Annotated in this window: 18 protein-coding genes; 6 read left to right on the forward strand and 12 right to left on the reverse strand. The window is 56.6% G+C overall.

Going from position 1 to position 19,680, the window contains the following annotated elements; genetic code table 11:
- Window positions 1-22: 22 nt before the first annotated feature.
- A complete protein-coding gene (locus DPRO_RS08035; protein WP_097011578.1) occupies window positions 23-1,915 on the forward strand; it encodes a SurA N-terminal domain-containing protein in 1,893 nt (630 codons plus the stop codon).
- 283 nt (window positions 1,916-2,198) lie between these two features.
- On the opposite strand, the gene DPRO_RS08040 is transcribed toward DPRO_RS08035, so the two are convergent.
- From DPRO_RS08040 to DPRO_RS08055, 4 genes are all read right to left on the reverse strand, one after another.
- Window positions 2,199-4,499 carry a PAS domain S-box protein gene (locus tag DPRO_RS08040; RefSeq protein ID WP_097011579.1) on the reverse strand — a complete coding sequence of 767 codons (2,301 nt, stop codon included), beginning with the start codon at window positions 4,497-4,499 and terminating at the stop codon, window positions 2,199-2,201.
- A 94-nt stretch (window positions 4,500-4,593) separates the two neighbouring features.
- Window positions 4,594-5,487 (reverse strand): zinc dependent phospholipase C family protein, encoded by an 894-nt coding sequence (locus tag DPRO_RS08045; RefSeq protein ID WP_097011580.1) that lies wholly within the window; start codon window positions 5,485-5,487, stop codon window positions 4,594-4,596.
- A gap of 122 nt (window positions 5,488-5,609) precedes the next feature.
- A complete protein-coding gene (locus DPRO_RS08050; RefSeq protein WP_232005745.1) occupies window positions 5,610-6,182 on the reverse strand; it encodes a GrpB family protein in 573 nt (190 codons plus the stop codon).
- Window positions 6,179-6,904, reverse strand: coding sequence for an HD-GYP domain-containing protein (locus DPRO_RS08055; RefSeq protein WP_232005746.1), 726 nt, complete (start codon window positions 6,902-6,904; stop codon window positions 6,179-6,181). The genes DPRO_RS08050 and DPRO_RS08055 overlap by 4 nt, the downstream gene beginning before the upstream one ends.
- An 81-nt stretch (window positions 6,905-6,985) precedes the next feature.
- Between DPRO_RS08055 and DPRO_RS08060 the strand changes: the two genes are divergently transcribed.
- Window positions 6,986-7,645: an IS1595-like element ISDae1 family transposase gene (locus DPRO_RS08060; RefSeq protein ID WP_013515367.1), complete on the forward strand. Its 660-nt coding sequence runs from the start codon at window positions 6,986-6,988 to the stop codon at window positions 7,643-7,645.
- Between the two features lie 36 nt (window positions 7,646-7,681).
- On the opposite strand, the gene DPRO_RS08065 is transcribed toward DPRO_RS08060, so the two are convergent.
- The 7 genes from DPRO_RS08065 to DPRO_RS08095 form a co-directional block, all read right to left on the reverse strand.
- On the reverse strand, window positions 7,682-8,545 hold the full coding sequence (locus DPRO_RS08065) for an NmrA family NAD(P)-binding protein (protein WP_097011582.1): 864 nt from the start codon (window positions 8,543-8,545) through the stop codon (window positions 7,682-7,684).
- Window positions 8,546-8,689: 144 nt separating this feature from the next.
- The gene (metW, locus tag DPRO_RS08070) at window positions 8,690-9,295 is read right to left on the reverse strand and encodes a methionine biosynthesis protein MetW (RefSeq protein ID WP_097011583.1); all 606 of its coding nucleotides are present in this window, start codon (window positions 9,293-9,295) and stop codon (window positions 8,690-8,692) included.
- Complete coding sequence (gene metX / locus DPRO_RS08075) at window positions 9,285-10,472, reverse strand: homoserine O-acetyltransferase MetX (RefSeq protein ID WP_097011584.1); 1,188 nt, start codon at window positions 10,470-10,472, stop codon at window positions 9,285-9,287. The genes metW and metX overlap by 11 nt, the downstream gene beginning before the upstream one ends.
- Before the next feature lie 116 nt (window positions 10,473-10,588).
- A complete protein-coding gene (locus DPRO_RS08080) occupies window positions 10,589-10,993 on the reverse strand; it encodes a rhodanese-like domain-containing protein (protein ID WP_173806765.1) in 405 nt (134 codons plus the stop codon).
- A 3-nt stretch (window positions 10,994-10,996) separates the two neighbouring features.
- Window positions 10,997-12,337, reverse strand: a complete 1,341-nt coding sequence (locus DPRO_RS08085; protein WP_097011585.1) for a mechanosensitive ion channel family protein — start codon at window positions 12,335-12,337, stop codon at window positions 10,997-10,999.
- A gap of 25 nt (window positions 12,338-12,362) precedes the next feature.
- Entirely contained in the window at window positions 12,363-13,226 is an 864-nt protein-coding gene (locus DPRO_RS08090; protein WP_097011586.1) for a UbiA-like polyprenyltransferase, read from the reverse strand.
- 174 nt (window positions 13,227-13,400) lie between these two features.
- On the reverse strand, window positions 13,401-13,898 hold the full coding sequence (locus DPRO_RS08095; RefSeq protein WP_232005747.1) for a DMT family transporter: 498 nt from the start codon (window positions 13,896-13,898) through the stop codon (window positions 13,401-13,403).
- 115 nt (window positions 13,899-14,013) lie between these two features.
- Between DPRO_RS08095 and DPRO_RS08100 the strand changes: the two genes are divergently transcribed.
- The 4 genes from DPRO_RS08100 to DPRO_RS08110 all read left to right on the forward strand — a co-directional run bounded on the left by DPRO_RS08100 (window position 14,014) and on the right by DPRO_RS08110 (window position 18,310).
- Window positions 14,014-14,355, forward strand: coding sequence for a TraR/DksA family transcriptional regulator (locus tag DPRO_RS08100; protein WP_097011587.1), 342 nt, complete (start codon window positions 14,014-14,016; stop codon window positions 14,353-14,355).
- 37 nt (window positions 14,356-14,392) lie between these two features.
- Window positions 14,393-15,778 (forward strand): PHP domain-containing protein, encoded by a 1,386-nt coding sequence (locus tag DPRO_RS20725; protein WP_407681398.1) that lies wholly within the window; start codon window positions 14,393-14,395, stop codon window positions 15,776-15,778.
- 6 nt (window positions 15,779-15,784) lie between these two features.
- Window positions 15,785-16,834, forward strand: coding sequence for a glycosyltransferase family 4 protein (locus DPRO_RS20730; protein WP_407681399.1), 1,050 nt, complete (start codon window positions 15,785-15,787; stop codon window positions 16,832-16,834).
- Window positions 16,835-17,038: 204 nt separating this feature from the next.
- Complete coding sequence (locus DPRO_RS08110; RefSeq protein WP_097011588.1) at window positions 17,039-18,310, forward strand: glycoside hydrolase family 28 protein; 1,272 nt, start codon at window positions 17,039-17,041, stop codon at window positions 18,308-18,310.
- A gap of 99 nt (window positions 18,311-18,409) precedes the next feature.
- Here the strand turns inward: DPRO_RS08110 and hemL are convergent, their stop codons facing one another.
- Window positions 18,410-19,669 (reverse strand): glutamate-1-semialdehyde 2,1-aminomutase, encoded by a 1,260-nt coding sequence (hemL, locus tag DPRO_RS08115; protein ID WP_097011589.1) that lies wholly within the window; start codon window positions 19,667-19,669, stop codon window positions 18,410-18,412.
- Window positions 19,670-19,680 lie beyond the last annotated feature (11 nt).

A 19,680-nucleotide genomic window follows, 5' to 3' on the forward strand; every position in this document is an offset into this window, starting at 1 on the left:
AAAAGCATTTGTTGGAGACACAATGTTAGACATCATGCGTGAGAACGCTTCGGGGTGGATCGTCAAGATCCTCTTTGCCATTATCATCATCGTTTTCGTCTTCGCCTTCGGTATGAGCGGGCTGGACACCAGCAATGATCCCGTGCTGGCTACTGTCAATGACCGGATCATCACCCGCGCCGAGTTTGAAGACGCTTTCCAGCGCGCCGCAGAAGGATTGCGCAAGGCCAATCCGAACGTTACTTCCGCTCAGTTGCAGGACCCACAGTTCAAGCAGCTTGTTCTCAATGAACTGATCAACTCCCGACTGCTGCTGGAGGAAGCCGAGCGACTCGGCATCTCAGCATCCGACGAAGAAGTATTTGCCGCCATCACCCGCCAATCCATCTTCTGGAATGCCGAAGACAAGTTTGACCGGAATATCTACCAGGCTGCCCTGCGCTCCATCCGCATGACCCCGGCCCAGTTCGAAGCGAACTTCCGCAACGAATATATCGCCGGAAAAGTCAAGGATATGGTCCGCTCCACCGGCAACGCCACTGAAGAGCAGACCCGTGAGCTTTACAACTGGGTTGGCGAAGAAGTGACCATCGATTACATCGAGACTTCCCCGCGCCAGTTCGTTGATGCCATTGACGTGACTGACGAAGAGATTCGCCAGTTCTACACCGAGAACGAATCCCGCTTCATGGTTCCCGAACAGGCCAGCATCCGCTACCTGACCTTCACTCCCAAGGCTCTGGCAACCTACCAGGAAGTCACCGACGAAGAGATCAAGGCATACTATGATGCCAACGCCGACAACCTCGTTCAGCGAGAAGAGGTCAACGCCCGCCATATCCTGGTCATGACCAAGGACTCCGACACCGAGTCCGTCCAGAAGGAAGCGCGCAACAAGATCGACCGCATTTACAAAAAGGCCAAGGCCGGTGAAGACTTCGCCGAATTGGCAAAGACCTACTCCGAAGGCCCGTCCGCTTCCAATGGCGGCGCACTGGGCTGGTTCGGACGCGGCGCCATGGTGCCGGAATTTGAAGAAGCCGCCTTTGCCACTCCCAAGGGAGAGGTATCCGAACCGATCAAGACGCAGTTCGGCTGGCACATCATCTACGTAGATGATCGCAAGGACCCCGAGAGCAAGTCTCTTGAATACGTCAAGGACCAGATCGCTCAGGCCATTGCCGAAGAAAAGGCTGCTGAAGTCATCTCTGACATGCTTGACCAGTCCATGGACCGTCTTGTGTCCGGCATGGACCTCGAAGCCATTGCCGACGAACTCGGTCTGCTGGCCGTCACTTCCCGTCCCATGCCCGAATCCTCGCTGCCGCAGGCATTCGGCATGACCCCGGAAGCTGCTCAGGTCATCATGGCCATTCCGGCCGGTGAAGCCCACCAGACCCCGCTTGCCATCGACGGCGGCTACATGCTGCTCGAAAAGGTCGAGGACATCCCTGCCGCTCCCATGGAGCTGGATCAGGTGAAGCAGGTCATCATCAACGCCATCACCACCGAGAAAGCCACGGAAAAGGCCAAAGCTGCTGCTGACGAGATTCTCGCCAAGCTCTCCTCACCCGAAGGTGCCAAGGAGCTGGCTGATCGTATCAAGACCTCTGAGCAGTTCTCCCGTCAGGGCGTTGTTCCCGGCCTGGGACGCAACGTGAAGCTCGCCAAGGCTGTCTTTGACTCCGACGGTACCACGTGGCTGTCCGAATCCTACGTCATGCCTTCCGGCTCGATTATCGTTGCCAAGCTGCATGAACGTATCGCTGCCCCTGAAGAAATGTGGGAACAGCAGAAGGACACCTGGATCGAACAGGCAAGCCGCAACTACCAGACCGAAGCGCTGACCGCATTCATGACGGACCTCCGCAAGGAAGCGAACATCGTGATTGCCCGTCCCGACCTGCTGAACTAGCCAGCAGCGACACAGCACATCAAGGCCGGTTCCGCTCATGCGGGACCGGCCTTTTCTATTGATTTGTCACCATTCGTCACTGACGTTAAACAAGAGTGGAATGGCGTGCTTCCCAACGCGCAACGGTAGGGTCAAAACGCTATTCCAGCGGCATAATTCAACGTATCTATGGATCTTAGTTAACTGGGCAAGACTAAAAAAGCGGACACCGGAATTGGTACCCGCTCCATATCAAAACAAGCACACTGAAAAGGGAAGCCATGTGCAGCTGAGTACGAAGGAATTATCGAGGCAGGGAAACCGTCACACAGGTATGTCCGGGTTCACAGGTGTCCACCATGATATCGCCGCCGTGTGTCCGGGCGATTTGGCGTGCGGAATATGTTCCGATACCGGACCCGCTGCTGTTGTCGGACGAGACATATTTTTCAAAGAAATTTTCACGAACGCCCGGCGGCACCTCGCCCTTGTTCCGAATAACGATGACCACATCCGGCGTCCGCGTCAGTGTGACGGTGACAGAGCACCCTTCCGGTGATGCCTGGAACGCGTTGAGCAACAGGTTGGAGAGCATGGAGCGAAGCAGCGGTTCTTCGGCAAACACCCTAAATTCATTGGTGAAGGTCTGATCAAGGACTTCGACACCAAGGCTGATCCCTTTTTTATGGATGATGGCTCGGGACTCCTTGCGAATGCAATCAATGACCTTAAGCACATCGACGCTCGTTTTTCTCAGCTCATAGGTCCCTGATTCCATCTTGAAGAGATCCAGTGATCGATTGATCAGATCAAGCATGGTCTCACCAGCAGTCTCAATGGTGCTCAGCATTTCATACTGTGTACCGCTCAGCCCGCCCAGGCGACGTATCTCTTCGGGAAGACCTACCACGGCCCCCAACGGCGTCTTGAGATCATGCCGAGCGATGCGCTCCACATCGTCACGCAAGGCATCGGCTCGCTTGCGGTCGGAGATATCACGCCCCACCCCTTGAAGGCCGATCAATTCCCGATCATCATTGAGCATCAGTCCGATCCGTGTTTCCAGCCACACAGTGGAATCATCAGCACACAAGAATTCAAGATCAAGAATGGTGGAGGGTGGATTCCCTTCATCTGCGATATGGAAAAGCAGTCGCTTCACGGACTCCTCGAACTCGCGCAAAGACTGGGGAGTCAGAAACTCGCCAATGGGTCGGCTGAGCACCTCATGGCGTTTGAAACCGCGAAGGGACTCATCGGACGGACTGATATACGTGAATCGCCTTCCCGCATCCAACCCCCAGATGATGTCGGTGATATTTTCCGCAAGCATGCGGTATTGCCGTTCACTCTGCCTGAGGGCTTCCTCTGTAATCTTTCGATCCGTGATGTCCGTCCCGACACACAACAATTCCATGACAACGTCGTCACGCCCAAGAACCGGCTCAGTTGCCCATGACACCCAGACCATTTCACCGTTTTTCCGCTTGTGAAGGTACTCGTTGAAAACCGTCCCTTTCTCGGTATGAATAAGACGGTTGATGATACGCTTCATGGGCTTGCCATCCAGACTCTTGGCCGGAATCAGCGACCCGACAAGCTCCTTCCCGACAAGTTCTCCCGGCTCATATCCGAAAAAGGACTCCGTATACTCATTGCAAAACGTAATGACGCCATTGACATCGACGCGCAGAATGATGGATTTGGCATTTTGGACAAGGTAGCGGTATTTTTCGCGTTCCTTGATACCGTTCAACAGAAAATACACGGTGGCAAGAAGTAGTCCCGTGATCGCCAGGACCACAGCTCCGCCCCCGTATATCAAGTGGTTTTGATACGGAGAAGGCGGCCAGCCCCCCTTGGGAACCGCCCCCATCTGCCAGTAGCCTCCGGGGATGGAAATATTCATGGTCACCGGCGACATTTCAAAGACTTTCTCCGCCCCCACCAGCATTTCTCCGGCTCCGGAACCGTCGCTTATGGAGCGCAGTGCCATCTCCAGTGTCGGCTTATGACTTATCAGCCCTGCTTCACGGTAGATAGTCTGTGCATCGATGAAAACAACCACACTACCCCAGTAGCGACTGGTGGTCAGGGTGGTCGGGTCCGGCAGATAGACAGGGGTCATGATAGCGACAACATCCCGCCCTTCCAGAGGAAACTGCCGAGAGACCTGACGCACTCGGGCGTGGAGCATTTTTCTGGTGAGATTTTGCAACGGGACAGGGAAGTCACTCAAGAGGCTCTTCGAGAGGACCACTTCCTCGATATCCCTAGGAAAGGCATGCGTGACGATATTGTTTTTCGCCAGCAAAATGGCGCGCACGCCACTCATGTTGCCCAACAGGGATCGAACAAGGGCCTGGAAGGTCTCCTGCTCGACCTCGGGATTGAGCATGACAAACGCCTTGAAAGCGCCACCTAATTGCAATCGCGTGGCAACCGCTTCTTCCAGATGACCCTGGACAACCGACATTTTATAAAAGACTTCAAGACGTGAAGCCTGCATATGGCGCTCGTTTTCCGCGTGCAACTCAATAAAGAGAGCAACGGCAAGGGCAAAGCCGACAATGAGCGGAATGAGATATGCGGTACGTCGCGTCATATTTTGCATTCATTGGTTTTTAAAAGGGTTATCTCGCAACACCTTAGCAGAAGGTGCCACGAAATCAACCAATCAAATGCAAAAACAGGAGCAACTATCCTGAAGCGCCGGCAACAGCAGCGACACCCTCCACAGGGCAGGGCGCTGCGATTCCGGCAAGAGTCGCATGGGGCTGAAAAAGGGACGACTTGTCTTTACGGCGCCTGTTTCTGGAGCGCATCTCGCGAACAACACGCAGATTGCGAGACCCGATGGGATCAAATGAAACAGCAGAGGATCCTTTGGGGTCGGACAGAAACTCGAACACCAGATTACGTGAAAGGTTGACCATTTCATCAAGGTCGCTGGTCTTCTGGGGCCATGGAAGCAGATTATCCACAAATCGCAGGGAATTTCCCCACTCCTTGGACCCGGTCACGCGCAGGCTTCCCTTGACGATCTGCTTCTTGAGCAGAAAGGGCAGCTTTCTTCGCTCCATGGCGGAAAGCAGTGTGTTATCGGTATCCCGGTTAGGATGCTTGAACAGCCGCAGCGCCAGCTCGCGTTCCTCTTCAAAACGAGAATCGGCACGGGCCTCGACATACACATGCGAGATTTTACCACCGGAAGACATCCGCCACAGGGCATTGGGAACATAGTAGTTATGCGCCACCACATCGGCAGCGAGGTGGGAAAGGTATCCGTAGGCGTAGGCTGTCACACGCGGATCTTTGGCCGACTGAAGCAGCTTGAAACCGGTCACCCAGTTGTGGCTGTGGCCCGGTCGGAATGTCGTTCCCTTGCCGATAAAAATATCCGCGGAAAGACATCCGTATAGAAAGGCGTTTTTATGACACGCCAGAAGACCGCCCACCAGTGGCGGAAGGCACCCCAGGTTGCCGAGCACGGAATTGCCAAGGGCAAGATGGACTCCCGGCCCCCAGGCGTACGCCGCTTCAGGCGCAAAAACTGCCACTGCCAGTATGAAAATGGTCAGGATACTTCTCATGTATTATTTCTCTCTCCAGAGGCAGAGAAAGTAAGGTCCACACCACAAAAGTCAATGAGAATCTACGTTGTTTTCCCGCTTGCGCACGCCGCTTTTCCACGGCTGACAACAGTTTTTCAGGTTTACCGGGATGTTGCCAGTTTGAGAACCTGACTAACAAAGTCGCCTTTTCCATGGGTGTAGGCGATTCGATCATCGGGATACCGTCGGCACAGGTCCCGCTTGAGTTCCAGATAGCGGGCAGCCCATTCAGGATGAGCAAGCAGGTAGTCCCGAAAGACCAGCCCTTCCCATACAAAGGAATCCGCCTCCACCATATGCAGATGATGCGTCCGACGGCCCTGTCTGTCCCGCTTGATGAACCACGCATAGTGCGGCGGCCCGTCGTTTTCACCCAAGGGCCGCCAGAAGAAATCATAGCCCAGAGCTTCCAGAACAGGTGGTACAGCCTGACGGGTCTCTTCCAGATCGCGGACCTCTATGAGCATGTCCACAATAGGTTTGGCGGTCATGCCCGGGATGGAGGTGCTGCCATAATGCTCGACACGGCGAATCAACCCACCGGGAAACAGACCCAGCAGGTGCTTTTTTTCCGCCTCGAACATCGCAGGCCATGCAGGATCATATTCGACCAGTTCCACATGATCGCGAAGAACGCGCTGAATCTTTTCTTCCAGGGTTTCGCCCGTGGTCACTCTTCCATGCCCCCGGACTCGACCTCTTCGATGAACGCTTCCACGATGTCCGGGTCAAGGGCGCTTCCGGCCAGCTCGCACAGGATGCCGAACGCCTCCTGCGGGGTGCGCCCACGCTGATAGGGACGATTGGTCGTCATGGCATCGAAACAGTCGGCAACGGCAAGAATACGCGCCCCGAGCGGGATGTTTTCGCCGGACAACCCACGAGGATACCCCCGCCCATCAATGCGCTCATGATGGCCGTAAACAAAATCCACTGCCGGACCAAGAAAATCGAGATTGCGCAGGATGTCATAGCCCCACTGGGGGTGTGACCGGATTTCGAGCAGCAGATCGGCATTGTCGGCCGTACCGTCGCTGGAAAAGACCTGATCACTGAAACCGATCTTGCCGATATCATGCAGGATACCGGCAACACGAACCTGCTCCACCTTGAGGTCGTCCAGCCCGAGCCTGCGAGCCAGTCGTTCCGCATAGGCACCAACCCGTTCACCGTGCCCTTCGGTGTAGGCATCCCGTGCACCGAGCGCATCGGCAACAGCGGTCACGGTATTCAGCGTATTGTATTTGATCCGTTCATTAAGCTGCTCCAAATGCAGCTCTCTGGCTTCAATGCGGACCATCATCACCGAAACAGCTTCGGCCAGTTCCCGGACATCTTCCGGGTACTCCGGGCCGGTCAGTTCCATTATCTCGTTGGAATAATTCCCCGCTGCCACATCCTTGATGGCGGCCAGCAGGCGCTCTTTACCTTTGGGGCTGTCCTAGCTAAGCACTCCGCTTAGGCTTAGGATGGCATCATGTACGAAAGGAAAAGCAGGCTCAGCCCACAGAAGCGGGCCAGGCTCATTGAGCACTTCATTGCCGGCACAACGGCACGTGCTGCCGCTCAACTGGTGGACGTCAACAAGAACACGGCGGCCACGTTTTTCACTCGGCTGAGGAAAATCATTGCCGATGAGATGGAAAAGGCATCGCCATTCGACGGTGAGATTGAAGTTGATGAGAGCTACTTCGGAGGAGTCAGGAAAGGCAAGCGCGGTCGAGGTGCTGCAGGGAAAGTCCCTGTTTTCGGCTTGTTGAAGCGTGGAGGGCGGGTTTATACGGTCATGATCCCAAACGCCCGGAGCACGACACTTCTCCCCATCATGGAGCGTATGATCTTGCCGGACAGTATCGTGTACACTGACGCTTTCAGAAGCTATGATGCGCTGGATGTCTCGGACTTCCACCATGTGCGGATCAATCACTCTGAAAGGTTCGTGGACAGGCAAAACCACATCAATGGGATTGAGAACTTTTGGAACCAAGCCAAGCGCCACCTCCGCCGGTTCAACGGCATCCCCAGGGACAGTTTTTTCCTGTTCCTTAAAGAGTGTGAGTGGCGGTTCAATTGTGGTGACCATAAAATGTTACTTAAGCAACTGAAAAAGTGGATTAATCAGCGGGGAAAATCCTAGTTAGCTAGGACAGCCCCTTACCTTTTTCCACTATGCCTACTTCCAGATATCCGCGTGTTCCCGGGTAAAATCACCAAAGGTACGAGCCGGGGAGCCGGTGATGTATTCCACGGCTTTGGTCACGTTTCCGGCCATGCCGAGTTTGACCACACGACTGAGGGACACCAGCATCCGAACGGTCCATTCAGGCACACCGGCCTGCACACACCCTTCCACATACTGATCCTCTTCGATGGGCGTATAGGTGACGCTGTGTCCTGCCACGTCGGTCAGGGTGGTGGCGACTTCGGCAAGAGACAGTCCTTCGGGACCGGTCAGGGCGTACATCTTGTTGCGATGCTCCCCGGCATCCTGGAACAGAGTCGCAGCGCACGCGCCCAGATCACGGGCGTCGAGGTAACTGACCCGGGCATCATCTTCCGGCAGCATGATATTGCCGGACTGGATCATGGGTGCCAAAGCAGTCGAAAAATTCTGCATGAGGGAGTTGGGACGCAGCACCGTGAAGTCGATGCCGGAGTCTTCAACAAACTGATCGACCATGCCGTGCTCGCGGCCCAGCATCCAATGGGCATCTGATGAAGCAGCATAGCCGGAAGATCGTACGATATATGTAATCTCGGCTTCCTTGGCCGCTTCCACCGCCAGATGGCCCATGCGGGTCATGCCTTCAACGAGCGGCAAGACCAGAAACAGCTTGTCGCACCCCTCCATGCCAGCAACCATGGAAGACTGATCCGTGAAATCAACAACCCGGGCTTCCTGTCCATCCTTTCGGAACGCTTCCGCACGTTCCTCGCTGTGTACTCCAGCGACAACGTCCATCTGCGCACCAATGAGGGCATTCAGGACCGCACCACCTATTCTGCCATTGGCTCCGGCCACAAAAATCGTACTCATATGCCAGCCTCCGACCCGTCGAACCAACGGGAATGGTTAGTGTAATTTAAAGCACCGGTACGCTACACCAAACATTGGAGAAAAGCCAATCACCGGTTCGCGAAAGGATGCACTCGGATCAGGTCGCCAGTCGGACCGTGGCAGCTACCACTCGGCCTGCCCCAGCATGAAGATGCCGAAGGTGGCGAACAGATTGGGCAGGAACGTGATTACCAACCCTTTGGTGTCGTGATGATGGGTGGCGATAGCCACTTCCTTGACGATAGGCACATGCAGCTGATTGCAGAACCGCCGGAAATCCGTAATGGGAATGACGCGGATATTGGGCGTGTTGTACCACTCGTAGGGCAATTCCTTGGACACGGGCGCGCGCCCCGTAAAGAACATCTGGAACCGGTTCTTGATGTGCGTGAAGTTGGGGAAGGAGACAATGCACCGCTTGCCAACGCGCAACATCTCGCGGATGAGCTTCTCAGGCTCATAGACATGTTGCAGCGTCTGGGACAGGATCACGTAATCAAACACGTTGTCCGGGTAATCCTCGATTTCCTCGTAAATATCGCCGTGGATAACGGACAAGCCCTTGGCAATGGCCTCTCCGGCCGCCACTTCGTCTATCTCGATACCGGTACCAACGATCCGTTTCTCCTGACGCAGATGGTCGAGCAGGGACCCGGACCTACAGCCAAGATCAAGTACCTTGGATTCCGGCTCGATCCAGGAGGCAATGACTTGCAGATCAAAACGCATGGGAACCTCCGTTCATTTCCATTGCAGCACGCTCCAGAAATCCCCGCATCAGGGAGTTGAGCCGTTCATTGGGAAGGAGGAAGGCATCATGCCCCCACGGCGCTTCTATCTCGCAGAAACTGACATCCAGCCCGTTCTTCTTCATGGCCTTGACCATCTCTTTGGACTGATAGGTCGGGTACAGCCAGTCCGATGTGAACGACACGACCAGATACCGGCATTTGGAACGGGAAAAGGCGGCCATGAGCGAACCGTCGCCGTGTTCATTTTCCAGATTGAAATAATCAGCCGCCTTGGTCAGGTACAGAAACGAGTTGGCGTCGAAGCGCTCCACGAACTTATTCCCCTGATAGCGCAGATAGCTTTCCACCTGAAAATCCGCCTCGAAATCAAAGGACAGCTCGCCCCGGTCCTGCAACCGACGATCGAATTTGTGGCGCATGGATTCGTCGGAAAGATAGGTGATGTGCCCGACCATTCTGGCCACGGCCAGCCCATGCTCCGGGCGTCCTGTCTCGTAATAATCGCCGCTGTTCCAGGTGGGGTCGGCCATGATCGCCTGACGGGCCACCTCGTTGAAAGCAATGGCCTGAGCCGAATGTTTGGCCGTGGTCGCCAAGGGCATGGCAGCGCAGACGCGCTCGGGATACCGAACCGCCCACTCAAGCACCTGCATGCCGCCCACGGAACCACCGATCACGGCCAGCAGCTTATCAATGCCGAGATGATCAACCAGCCGTCGCTGGCAGCGAACCATATCGCCAATGGTCACCACCGGAAAATCCGCGCCGTAAGGACGCCCTGTTTCCGGGTTGGTGCTGGCTGGCCCGGTGGACCCCATGCACCCGCCGATCACATTGGAGCAGATGACAAAATATTTATCAGTGTCGATGGGCTTGCCCGGACCGACCATGATGTCCCACCATCCCGGTTTCGGGTCGTCTTCGGAGTAGACGCCCGCGGCATGGGAATCGCCGGTCAGGGCGTGACAGACCACGATGGCATTGGACTTGTCCGCGTTCAATTGGCCGTAGGTTTCATAGGCAAGGGTAACGGAGGACAAGGTCCGTCCGCTCTCCAGCACCAGAGGCTCCTCTGTGCTGCCGAATGAAAACTCCCGGCGTTCCACCACTCCTAAGGAGGAGTCGGTGTCGAGATTGTCGATGTATTCGCTCATGACTGGTGAAATAAGGCAGGTCCCGCCCCGGGTCAATGCTCCAGAGGCCAACATGTTCAATATGCGTGCACATGCGTGATGCGCCGACTGAATTTCGCGGGTCGTTCCCCGGCCTGTTATCTTCTCCCCGAGATGGTTTCGCCGCCGAAGACCTTCCACGCGAGCATCCCCCATGTCAGGTTGGAGACATTGGTATAGCCGTCTTTAACAAGCTTGTGCGCCACCGGTGGAGAACGATGACCGGACATGCACACGACCACCACGGGTTCGTTTGGGTCCGGAGCGATCCGTTTCACCTCTTCGATCGAGGCCGGGTAGGGAATATTGAATGCGCCGGGAATGTGGAAAGCCTCGTATTCGCTCGGTGTACGGACATCGACAATCGTGGGCAGGTTGCCATCTCGAACCTGCTCCTTGAGCGTCCACGGACTGCGCGGAGGCACATGTCCGCCGATCCACCACCCCACGTCCCAGAGGACGAACAGGCCGATTATCAGAACGAACATTCCCAATCCGCGCATGTGCTACTCCTTGCTGTTTTCCGGGGGGCCTTCCGTTATGGTTTGTTCCGGTGTTTCTAGATGTACGGCCAGGCTCGAATCCTGCTTGAGCAATACGTCCCGCTGGGGGAATGGAATGGCGATACCATGCTCATGGAACAGGTTCCACACATTAAGCAGTACACCACTACGCACACTGGCCACGCCGCTCTCTGCATCAGCTATCCAGACGCGCAACTCCAGATCGACCGAGCTGTCGCCAAATCCCATCAGCCAGGCGACCGGAGCGGGATTGCGCAGCACGCGCGGCACATCCTTGGCAGCCTCCTTCATCAGCTCCAGGGCTTTGGGTACGTCCGATTCATACGCGACGCCAACCGGTATTTCGAGGCGCACGTTACTGTCGGAAAAGGTCCAGTTGACCACCTCGCCGGTGATCAGCAGTTCGTTGGGAATAAGATATTCCTTGCCGCTGCGGGTCAGGACCGAGGCGTACCGGGCGTGCATGTTACCGACCACGCCGTAGACGCCGCTGACCTCGATGGTGTCCCCGGGCTTGATGGAATTATCCATGAGCAGGATGATACCGGCAACATAGTTGGAAAAAATCGTCTTGAGTCCGAAACCGATACCCACACCAAGGGCACTGGAGAAGATGGCGAGGCTGGTCAGATCGATGCCGACACTGGACATGGCGAACAGGATCGCCGCCGTGAACAGCAGCATCTTGATGGCCTTGGCTAGCAGTACCTGAAGGGAACGTGTCAGCCCTTCAGTTTTTTCGATGCGGGCCACGGCAAACTGTGCGGCAACCGAAGCCGCCTGCAGGAACACGGCAGCCAGTGCCAGTCCCTTGATGATGCCCAGCGCATTGTAGGAGTTTTCGCCAATGGAAAAACTGATTCCTTCGAGGAATCCCGTGATCGGCGTCAGCAGGCCGAAAATGGACAAGGCCGCCACGATCCATACGGTCAACTCCACCACCCGGGCCATGAAGCGATTGGGTATGAAGCTGGTCAGCAGCCGAATGATGATCCAGGCCACGGCCAGATCACTGGCTGCGTTCAAGACCCATGGAACGTGCTCCAGCGACTCGAACACCGCCGCACATATCTGCAGCAACACGATGAATGCGAGCACATTGCCCACATCCACCACGGCACGCAGTACGGAGCGGAATATATCGCTGGTCTCCCGTCGATCGATGGCCTCGTACAGGCGGCGTTCGAATCCGCGCCAGATGAGAGCGGTCAGAACAAAGGAAATACCCACGCACACCCACTGGGCAGCGGTGGTCATGGTCAGGACATTGGTGTGCAACCAGTCCAGCAGAAACTGCAATATCGATTGTACGGTTTGTTCCATGGAATCCTCGATTCTCTATTGGCTATCAAGAGACAAGGAACATATCAAGGAGCACGCCGAAAAAGAGACAGACGGCGATGACACCGTTCATGGTGAAGAAGGCGACATTGACACGGCTCATGTCATCCGCCTTGACCAGCAGGTGCTCGGCTACGAGAATGATTCCAACGGCCCCTGCCACCAGCATGTATACCCAGCCGAGACCGGCAGCCCAGCCAGCCAGCAGAAACAGCACCGCCGTGACCACATGGCTGAGGGTGGAGATGGCCAGCGCCGCGGGGATGCCCAGTCGCGCAGGGATGGACCACAGCCCGCGTTCGGCATCGAACTCGGCATCCTGGCTCGCGTAGAGCAGGTCGAATCCGGCCACCCACAGCGTCACGCCGCAGAAGAAGAGCGCCGCAGGCAGGGTCAGGGTCGGATCAACGCACAGCCAGCCCGCCACCGGAGCCAGACCGAGCACCATGCCCAGTACAAAGTGACACCAGTAGGTAAACCGCTTGCAGTAGCTGTAGAAGGCCGACAGGGCCAGTGCCAGCGGGGAGAGCATCAGGCACAGGGTATTCATCAATCCGCACATGATGACGAAGATGGCAGCCGCTCCCATGATGAACATCAGGGTGAACGAAGTGGACAGCTCGCCGGTGACCAGTGGCCGATCCTTGGTCCGGGGATTGTCCCGGTCGATATCCAGATCGGCATACCGGTTGAAGGCCATGGCAAAGGAGCGCACGGCAACCATGGCGATGGTCAGCACGATCATGTTGTACAACCCGGGCCAGCCTCCGGCAGCCAGGAATGCGCCGATATAGGCAAAAGGCAGGGCAAACACCGAGTGTTCGATCTTGATCATCCGACACACGGCAATGAAATCTTTCTTAAAAGCCATATCTGTCTCCATTTTTCGTCTCAACCCACGCCACAGGGCATGAATCGGTACAAGCGTAACACCGCATCGTCATTGAGGAAGGCTACAGGGTGTCATCCACCCCGACTTCCGTAAAATGCATTGAGAAAAGGACCATCGCAACACCGCGGGAGACTCCCCCGCGCACGCTCGGCATCAGTATCGATTGACCATCAACGCCCCGGCGATCAGCAGTCCGACGCCGACCAGCCGCTGCCAACTGATGGCGTGAATATCGAACCCGACCAATCCGTAATGATCCAGCAGCAGCGCGGCCGTGAACTGACCGGCCAACAAAAGCGCCATGGTTGCGGTCGCCCCGAGATTGGCGGCCAGCACGATGGTCATGGATACGAAAAACGCACCAAGAAATCCCCCGAGCCATGCCCACCAGGGAGCCGATGCAGCCATGGCAGCCGTGGGCAGCGGACGCGACGCAAAGCAGTAAAAAGCCAGTGCTGCCGTCCCCACGGCAAAGGAAATCAGCGCCGCCCAGATGGGATCATCCAGAGCGTGCCTGAGTCGCAGGTTCAACCCCGCCTGAAGCGGCATGGTGGCTCCCGCGAGGAGTCCGAGCAATATGAACAACCATTTCATGGGGGCAACGATATCCGGCTTTACACGGTTCGTCCACGGATAATAGTTTCGATACATTACGAAATTGTCGTTTTTTCGTAACCGGAGCGCCATTCACGGCCCCGTGTTTCCCGATAGATCGGTGACAGTCAAAAAACAGCAAACTTCAATCAAAGGGAAAGAAGGAATCACAATGACTGAAACGCAACGTCGGGAAATCAAGAATCACCTGATGCAGGGTATCGATTGTTTGAGTTCCCAAGCCACCGGCCAAAGCCTTGTTGTTGAAAACTGCCCCGATGAAACCGACTTCGCCTCCCAGTTGGCCCAGCAGGGCGTGAACGTCGCCATGCAGCGCCGCCGTATGGCCCGCATGGGGGAATACGAAAACGCCCTCAAACGGCTGAGTCAAACCGACTACGGCATCTGCGAAGAGTGCGGCGAAGAGATCGGCATCGCCCGACTCAAGGCCAACCCATCGGCCCGCCTGTGCGTGACCTGCCAGTCCGCAGTGGAAGATGGTGTATCCCACTAACCGTCCACTTCCCCAACCACCCACAGCGGAGTTACCCATGGTTGAATCGCGCTTCAAGGTGGACATGCACGTCCACTCCAAGTTCTCCACCCGCCCGTCCCAGTGGCTGCTGCAGAAGATCGGTTGCCCGGAGAGTTTCACCGAACCGGCCAGCCTCTACGCAATTGCCCGTTCGCACGGCATGGACATGGTGACTATCACCGACCACAATACCATTGACGGAGCGCTGGAGATCGCCCATCTGCCCGGTACGTTCATCAGCGAGGAGATCACCACCTACTTCCCCGAGGACAAGTGCAAACTCCACGTGCTGGCCTATGACATAACCGAAGCGCAACATCAGGACATCCAGCGCCACAGGGAAAACATCTTCGACCTGATTCCCTATCTGCGGGAACAGGGCATCGTCCATGCCCTGGCCCACCCGCTCTTCGCCGTCAACGACCGACTCACACCGGCCCACTTCGAACGATCACTGCTCCTCTTCGACGTTTTCGAGGAAAACGGCACCCGCGACGCACGACAGAATCAGGTGCTGCGGGATATCCTCACCCGGCTCACTCCGCTGGACATGGACCGCCTCGCCAACACCTACAACATGGAACCGTACGGAGATCAGCCGTGGAACAAGGGCATTATCGGCGGCTCCGACGACCACAGCTCACTGAACATCGCCCGGATGCACACCACCTTCATGGGGACTTCCGAGCTGCGCAATGTGCTGGACGGAGTGCTCAGCCATACGGCCACGCCCAGCGGCACGGCAGCCACCCCCCGGACCATGGCGCACAACCTCTACGGGATCGCGTATCAATTCTACCGCTCGCGGATAGGCAGTCTGGATCACGCATCCAGCGAGCACATCTGCCTGCGCTTTGCCAAAGGCGCATTGGAACCGAGCGCATCGGAACCGGACAATACCCACTCCTTTGTCGACCGGTTTCTCAAGCTCCTGGGGCGGGGCAAGTCCACCCTGCACCGCGAGTACGGCACTGCTGATTCGGTTCAGCACATGCTGCTCAAGGAAGCGGGCAAGATCATTGCCAATGATGCCGAGCTGATGCAGATAGTGAAAGGCAAGGAGACCAACACCCTCAAGCTGGAACGCGAGTGGTCCCGATTTGTGTCGCTGGCCGCCAACCGGGTCCTGTCCCAGTTCGCGGACCGCACGCTCCACTCGGCCCTCGGCGCCAACCTGTTCGACGTGTTCCACTCCATCGGTTCCGCCGGATCGCTGTACGCGCTGCTCGCTCCCTATTTCGTCGGATACGACCTGTTCTCCAGCGAACGGAAATTCTCCATGAAGTGTCATGACCGGTTCCGCCAAAAGGCCGAAACCCGGAGTTCGCGCAACCTTAAGATCGCCCACTTCACCGATACCTTTGACGAAATCAACGGCGTGGCCCGCACCATCCGACAATAGCTCAGGATGGTGGCCCGACACGGCAAGGACATGACCGTTATCACCTGCGGCGGCATGGCAGACATCCCCGGCGCAGTCAGCTTTGCTCCGGTGGGTCGGTTCACCATCCCCGAATACCCGGAGATAACCCTGTCCTACCCGCCGTTTCTGGACATGCTCACCCACTGTTTCGAGCAGGAGTATGACTGCATCCTGGCGGCCACGCCCGGTCCCGTCGGTCTGGCAGCCCTGGCCATATCCAGGATTCTCAAGCTCCCTTTCCACGGCACCTACCACACGGCATTCCCCGAATATGTGGGGGCTTTTACCGAAGATGCCACGCTGGAAGACGGCTGCTGGCGGTATATGAGCTGGTTCTATGACCAGATGCAGGTCATTTACGCCCCCAGCGAAGCGACCAAATTCGAACTGGCCGACCGGGGGATCGATCCGGAAAAGATCGTCACATACCCACGAGGTGTAGACACGGAACGCTTCCACCCGGAAAAACGGAACGGGTTCTACCAACAGTACGCGATCCAGAACCGTACCAAACTGCTGTATGTGGGCCGCGTATCCCGTGAAAAAGGATTGGATACCCTGACCGACGCATTCATCAAGGCGACGAAAATTCGCGATTCACTGCAACTCGTCATTGTAGGGGAAGGCCCGTACCTCAAGGAGATGCAGCAGCGGCTCAAGGGGCTGCCCGTGACCTTTACCGGGGCGCTCAAAGGGGAATCCCTGGCCCAAGCCTATGCCAGTGCCGATCTGTTCGTCTTTCCTTCGGCCACGGATACCTTCGGTAATGTCGTACTGGAGGCGCAGGCCTCGGGGCTGCCGGTCATCGTCACCGACAAGGGCGGCCCGTGTGAAAACATCATTCCCAACGAAACCGGATTGATCTTCCCCGCCGACGACACCGACGCCCTGCTCAGGGCCATTGTCCATATGATCGATACCCCCGAGCGCATCGAATACATGGGAAAACGGGCCAGATCACATGTGAAGACCCGGACCTTTGACGCCACATTCCTGAAAACATGGGAGATATTCGGCAGCAACGTGGCTGCCTGATCCAAGCTCAAACCACTTCGTCAGGTAGCAACACCTTTCCCATAGGCACACGAAACAAGCTGGGTCCCATCTCGACTATTTCATCCGAACGCTCCCTATAAATGAGCGCATGATTATTGACAGAATGGATTGAAATACGCCACGAATGCGCCTACCGTATTCGCAGGTCGGTGTTTCCTTTCATTTTTTGGAGTATTTCTCATCATGCGTAAAAAAGCCGTCATATTCCTCGGGGTCCTTGCTCTTTACCTACTGTTGGCCCCTCTATGCTTCGGTGCTACGTACAATCTTGATGACTTCAGCCAGGAGTGGTCATGGTCCCGGCTGCACACCGACCAGTTGCAGACAGCCATCGACACCTGCTCCAGCAATGGCGGCGGTACGGTCGTCGTCCCTTCCGGCTTCTGGATAACCGGCACGGTTTTCTTCAAGGATAATGTCACGCTGGAACTGGAGAAAGGCGCACGAATCATCGCCGCCCCCATTCCATCGCTGTTCCCCCGCATCCAAACCCGGGCCGAAGCCGGTTCCAACAAGATCAGCAATCACGCCCTGCTCTACGCAGAAGGCGTCAAGAACATCGCCATTCGCGGCAAAGGCACCATTTACAATTTCGGGCTGATCGATCCGATACTGTATGAGCGCCATGAGCGCCCACATATCATCAAGTTCGTTGACTGCACCAATGTCGAGGTCAGCGGTGTCGCACTGGAAGGCACGGCCAACTGGACCCAGCTGTATCTGCTGTGCGACAATATCCGTATCAGCGACATCACGGTCTATGCCGTGTTCGGCAGCGCATCGGACGGACTGGATATCGACTCGTGCAGCAATGTCCTGGTCGAGAACAGCACCATTGACTCCTACAACGATTCCATCGCCATCAAATCCACGACATCCACGCCCAGCGAGAATATCCTCGTGCGCAACTGCACCCTGCGCAGCGGCAAGCGCGGCATCAAGGTCGGCACGGAATCCATCGGCGGCTTTCGCAATATCGAGTTCAGGGACTGCATTGTTGAGCGCGGCAGGCGAACCATCTACAACCCCATGCCCAAGGAGATGCGGGCCGGTATTTTCATGACCACCGTGGACGGTGGCGACGCGACCGGCATCACGCTGGACTCCATTCAGGTGGATGGTGCGCAGACGCCCCTCTTCATTGTGGCCTCACGCCGTCTTATCCACGTGGAGGTCGGCACCATGAAGCAGATCACCTTGCGCAACCTGACCACGACCACCCAGGCTCCCATGCCGTCGATCATCGCCTCGGACCCGCCGGGCAAAATTCGCGAGTTGACCATCGATCACGTTTTTGCCGAACAGCCCGAGCATTCCATTCTCTTCGCGACAGAAGAAACAATCCTCGCCTCCCAGCCCGGCAAGCCGTCCTACAAGATGTTCGGTAAGACCTTTGAACCGGCGCAACTCTTCATATCGGGAGTCAGCGAATCGCAGGTTTCTGTAGCCCCGTAAGCATCTCGGCAGCGACATTTTAGATTTCCCCCAATAAAAAAGGGATGCGCCACAAGTGGTGACGCATCCCTTTGTATTCGTGGAATCCTGTTTCTAAAACTAGAACTGGACCTTTCTGGCGGCCTCAAGGGTCTTCTCGAAGTCTTCGTCCGTATGGGCGAAGCAGGTGAAGGAGCACTCGAATCCGGCCGGAGCGAGGTAGATGCCGTTAGCCAGCATCTGCTGCCAGTAGGTGGCGTACGCATCGGCGTTGCACTGCCCGGACTCAACCATGTTGGTCACGGGCTTGTCGGAGAAGTACATGGTGAACGCGGAGCCGGCCTGCGCCAGATACACGGACTGTCCCTTTTCCTTCATGATGGAGACCAGCTCGTTTGAAAGGGCGATGGTCTTCTTCTCAAGGGCCTCGTAATCGCATTCCTGCAATCGCTTGAGGGTGGCAAGACCGGCTGCCATGGCAACAGGGTTGCCGGACAGTGTGCCTGCCTGGAACACGCCGCCCACCGGGGCCATGTGCTCCATGATTTCGCGCTTGCCGCCGTAGCAGCCCACCGGGAAACCACCACCGATGATCTTGCCGAGGGTGGTCAAGTCCGGGGTGATGCCATACCGCTCCTGCGCGCCGCCACGGGCGAGCCGGAAGCCGGTGATGACTTCATCAAATATCAAGAGTGCGCCGTACTGGTCGCACAGGTCACGCAGCCCCTGCAGGAAACCGTCTGTCGGCAGGACCAGCCCCATGTTTCCGGCGGCCGGTTCAAGGATGACACAGGCGATCTCGTCGCCGGATTCCTTGAACAACTCCTTGACCGCATCAAGATCGTTGTACTGGGCAAGCAGGGTGTGGCTGGTCACTTCCTCGGGCACGCCGGGAGTACCGGGAACAACCGCGGCAGCGGAACCGGCAGCAGCCAGAAACGCATCAGCATGACCGTGATAGTTGCCGATGAACTTCACGAACTTGTTGCGACCGGTGTAACCACGGGCCAGACGAAGGGCGGACATGGTCGCCTCGGTGCCGGAAGAGACCATGCGCATCATCTCCATGGAGGGGATGAGCTTGTTGATTTCTTCGGCCAGGGCGATCTCGCCGTAGCAGGGAGCGCCGTAACTAGAGCCATGGTCAATGGCCTTGTGCGCGGCTTCGGAGACGGCCGGGTCCTGATGGCCCAAAATCTGGGGGCCCCAGGAAAAAACGTAATCGATGTATTGTCGGCCCTCGACATCCCAGAGATACGCGCCCTTGGCGTTTTCAATGAAGACAGGCTCGGAATTGACGTACTTGCAAGCGCGCAGGGGAGAGTTGACGCCTCCGGGCATCAGGGTCTGCGCTTTGGCGAATAATGATTTGGAATCCATGTTGGTTCGGC

This window comes from Pseudodesulfovibrio profundus (assembly GCF_900217235.1).
GTDB lineage: Bacteria > Desulfobacterota > Desulfovibrionia > Desulfovibrionales > Desulfovibrionaceae > Pseudodesulfovibrio > Pseudodesulfovibrio profundus.

Bases quoted from the DNA above. Each gene is read 5' to 3' on its own strand.
- DPRO_RS08035 (WP_097011578.1), top strand. From the start codon at position 23: ATGTTAGACATCATGCGTGAGAACGCTTCGGGGTGGATCGTCAAGATC.
- DPRO_RS08040 (WP_097011579.1), bottom strand. From the start codon at position 4,499: ATGACGCGACGTACCGCATATCTCATTCCGCTCATTGTCGGCTTTGCC.
- DPRO_RS08045 (WP_097011580.1), bottom strand. From the start codon at position 5,487: ATGAGAAGTATCCTGACCATTTTCATACTGGCAGTGGCAGTTTTTGCG.
- DPRO_RS08060 (WP_013515367.1), top strand. From the start codon at position 6,986: ATGTACGAAAGGAAAAGCAGGCTCAGCCCACAGAAGCGGGCCAGGCTC.
- DPRO_RS08065 (WP_097011582.1), bottom strand. From the start codon at position 8,545: ATGAGTACGATTTTTGTGGCCGGAGCCAATGGCAGAATAGGTGGTGCG.
- metW (WP_097011583.1), bottom strand. From the start codon at position 9,295: ATGCGTTTTGATCTGCAAGTCATTGCCTCCTGGATCGAGCCGGAATCC.
- metX (WP_097011584.1), bottom strand. From the start codon at position 10,472: ATGAGCGAATACATCGACAATCTCGACACCGACTCCTCCTTAGGAGTG.
- DPRO_RS08080 (WP_173806765.1), bottom strand. From the start codon at position 10,993: ATGCGCGGATTGGGAATGTTCGTTCTGATAATCGGCCTGTTCGTCCTC.
- DPRO_RS08085 (WP_097011585.1), bottom strand. From the start codon at position 12,337: ATGGAACAAACCGTACAATCGATATTGCAGTTTCTGCTGGACTGGTTG.
- DPRO_RS08090 (WP_097011586.1), bottom strand. From the start codon at position 13,226: ATGGCTTTTAAGAAAGATTTCATTGCCGTGTGTCGGATGATCAAGATC.
- DPRO_RS08095 (WP_232005747.1), bottom strand. From the start codon at position 13,898: ATGTATCGAAACTATTATCCGTGGACGAACCGTGTAAAGCCGGATATC.
- DPRO_RS08100 (WP_097011587.1), top strand. From the start codon at position 14,014: ATGACTGAAACGCAACGTCGGGAAATCAAGAATCACCTGATGCAGGGT.
- DPRO_RS20725 (WP_407681398.1), top strand. From the start codon at position 14,393: ATGGTTGAATCGCGCTTCAAGGTGGACATGCACGTCCACTCCAAGTTC.
- DPRO_RS20730 (WP_407681399.1), top strand. From the start codon at position 15,785: ATGGTGGCCCGACACGGCAAGGACATGACCGTTATCACCTGCGGCGGC.
- DPRO_RS08110 (WP_097011588.1), top strand. From the start codon at position 17,039: ATGCGTAAAAAAGCCGTCATATTCCTCGGGGTCCTTGCTCTTTACCTA.
- hemL (WP_097011589.1), bottom strand. From the start codon at position 19,669: ATGGATTCCAAATCATTATTCGCCAAAGCGCAGACCCTGATGCCCGGA.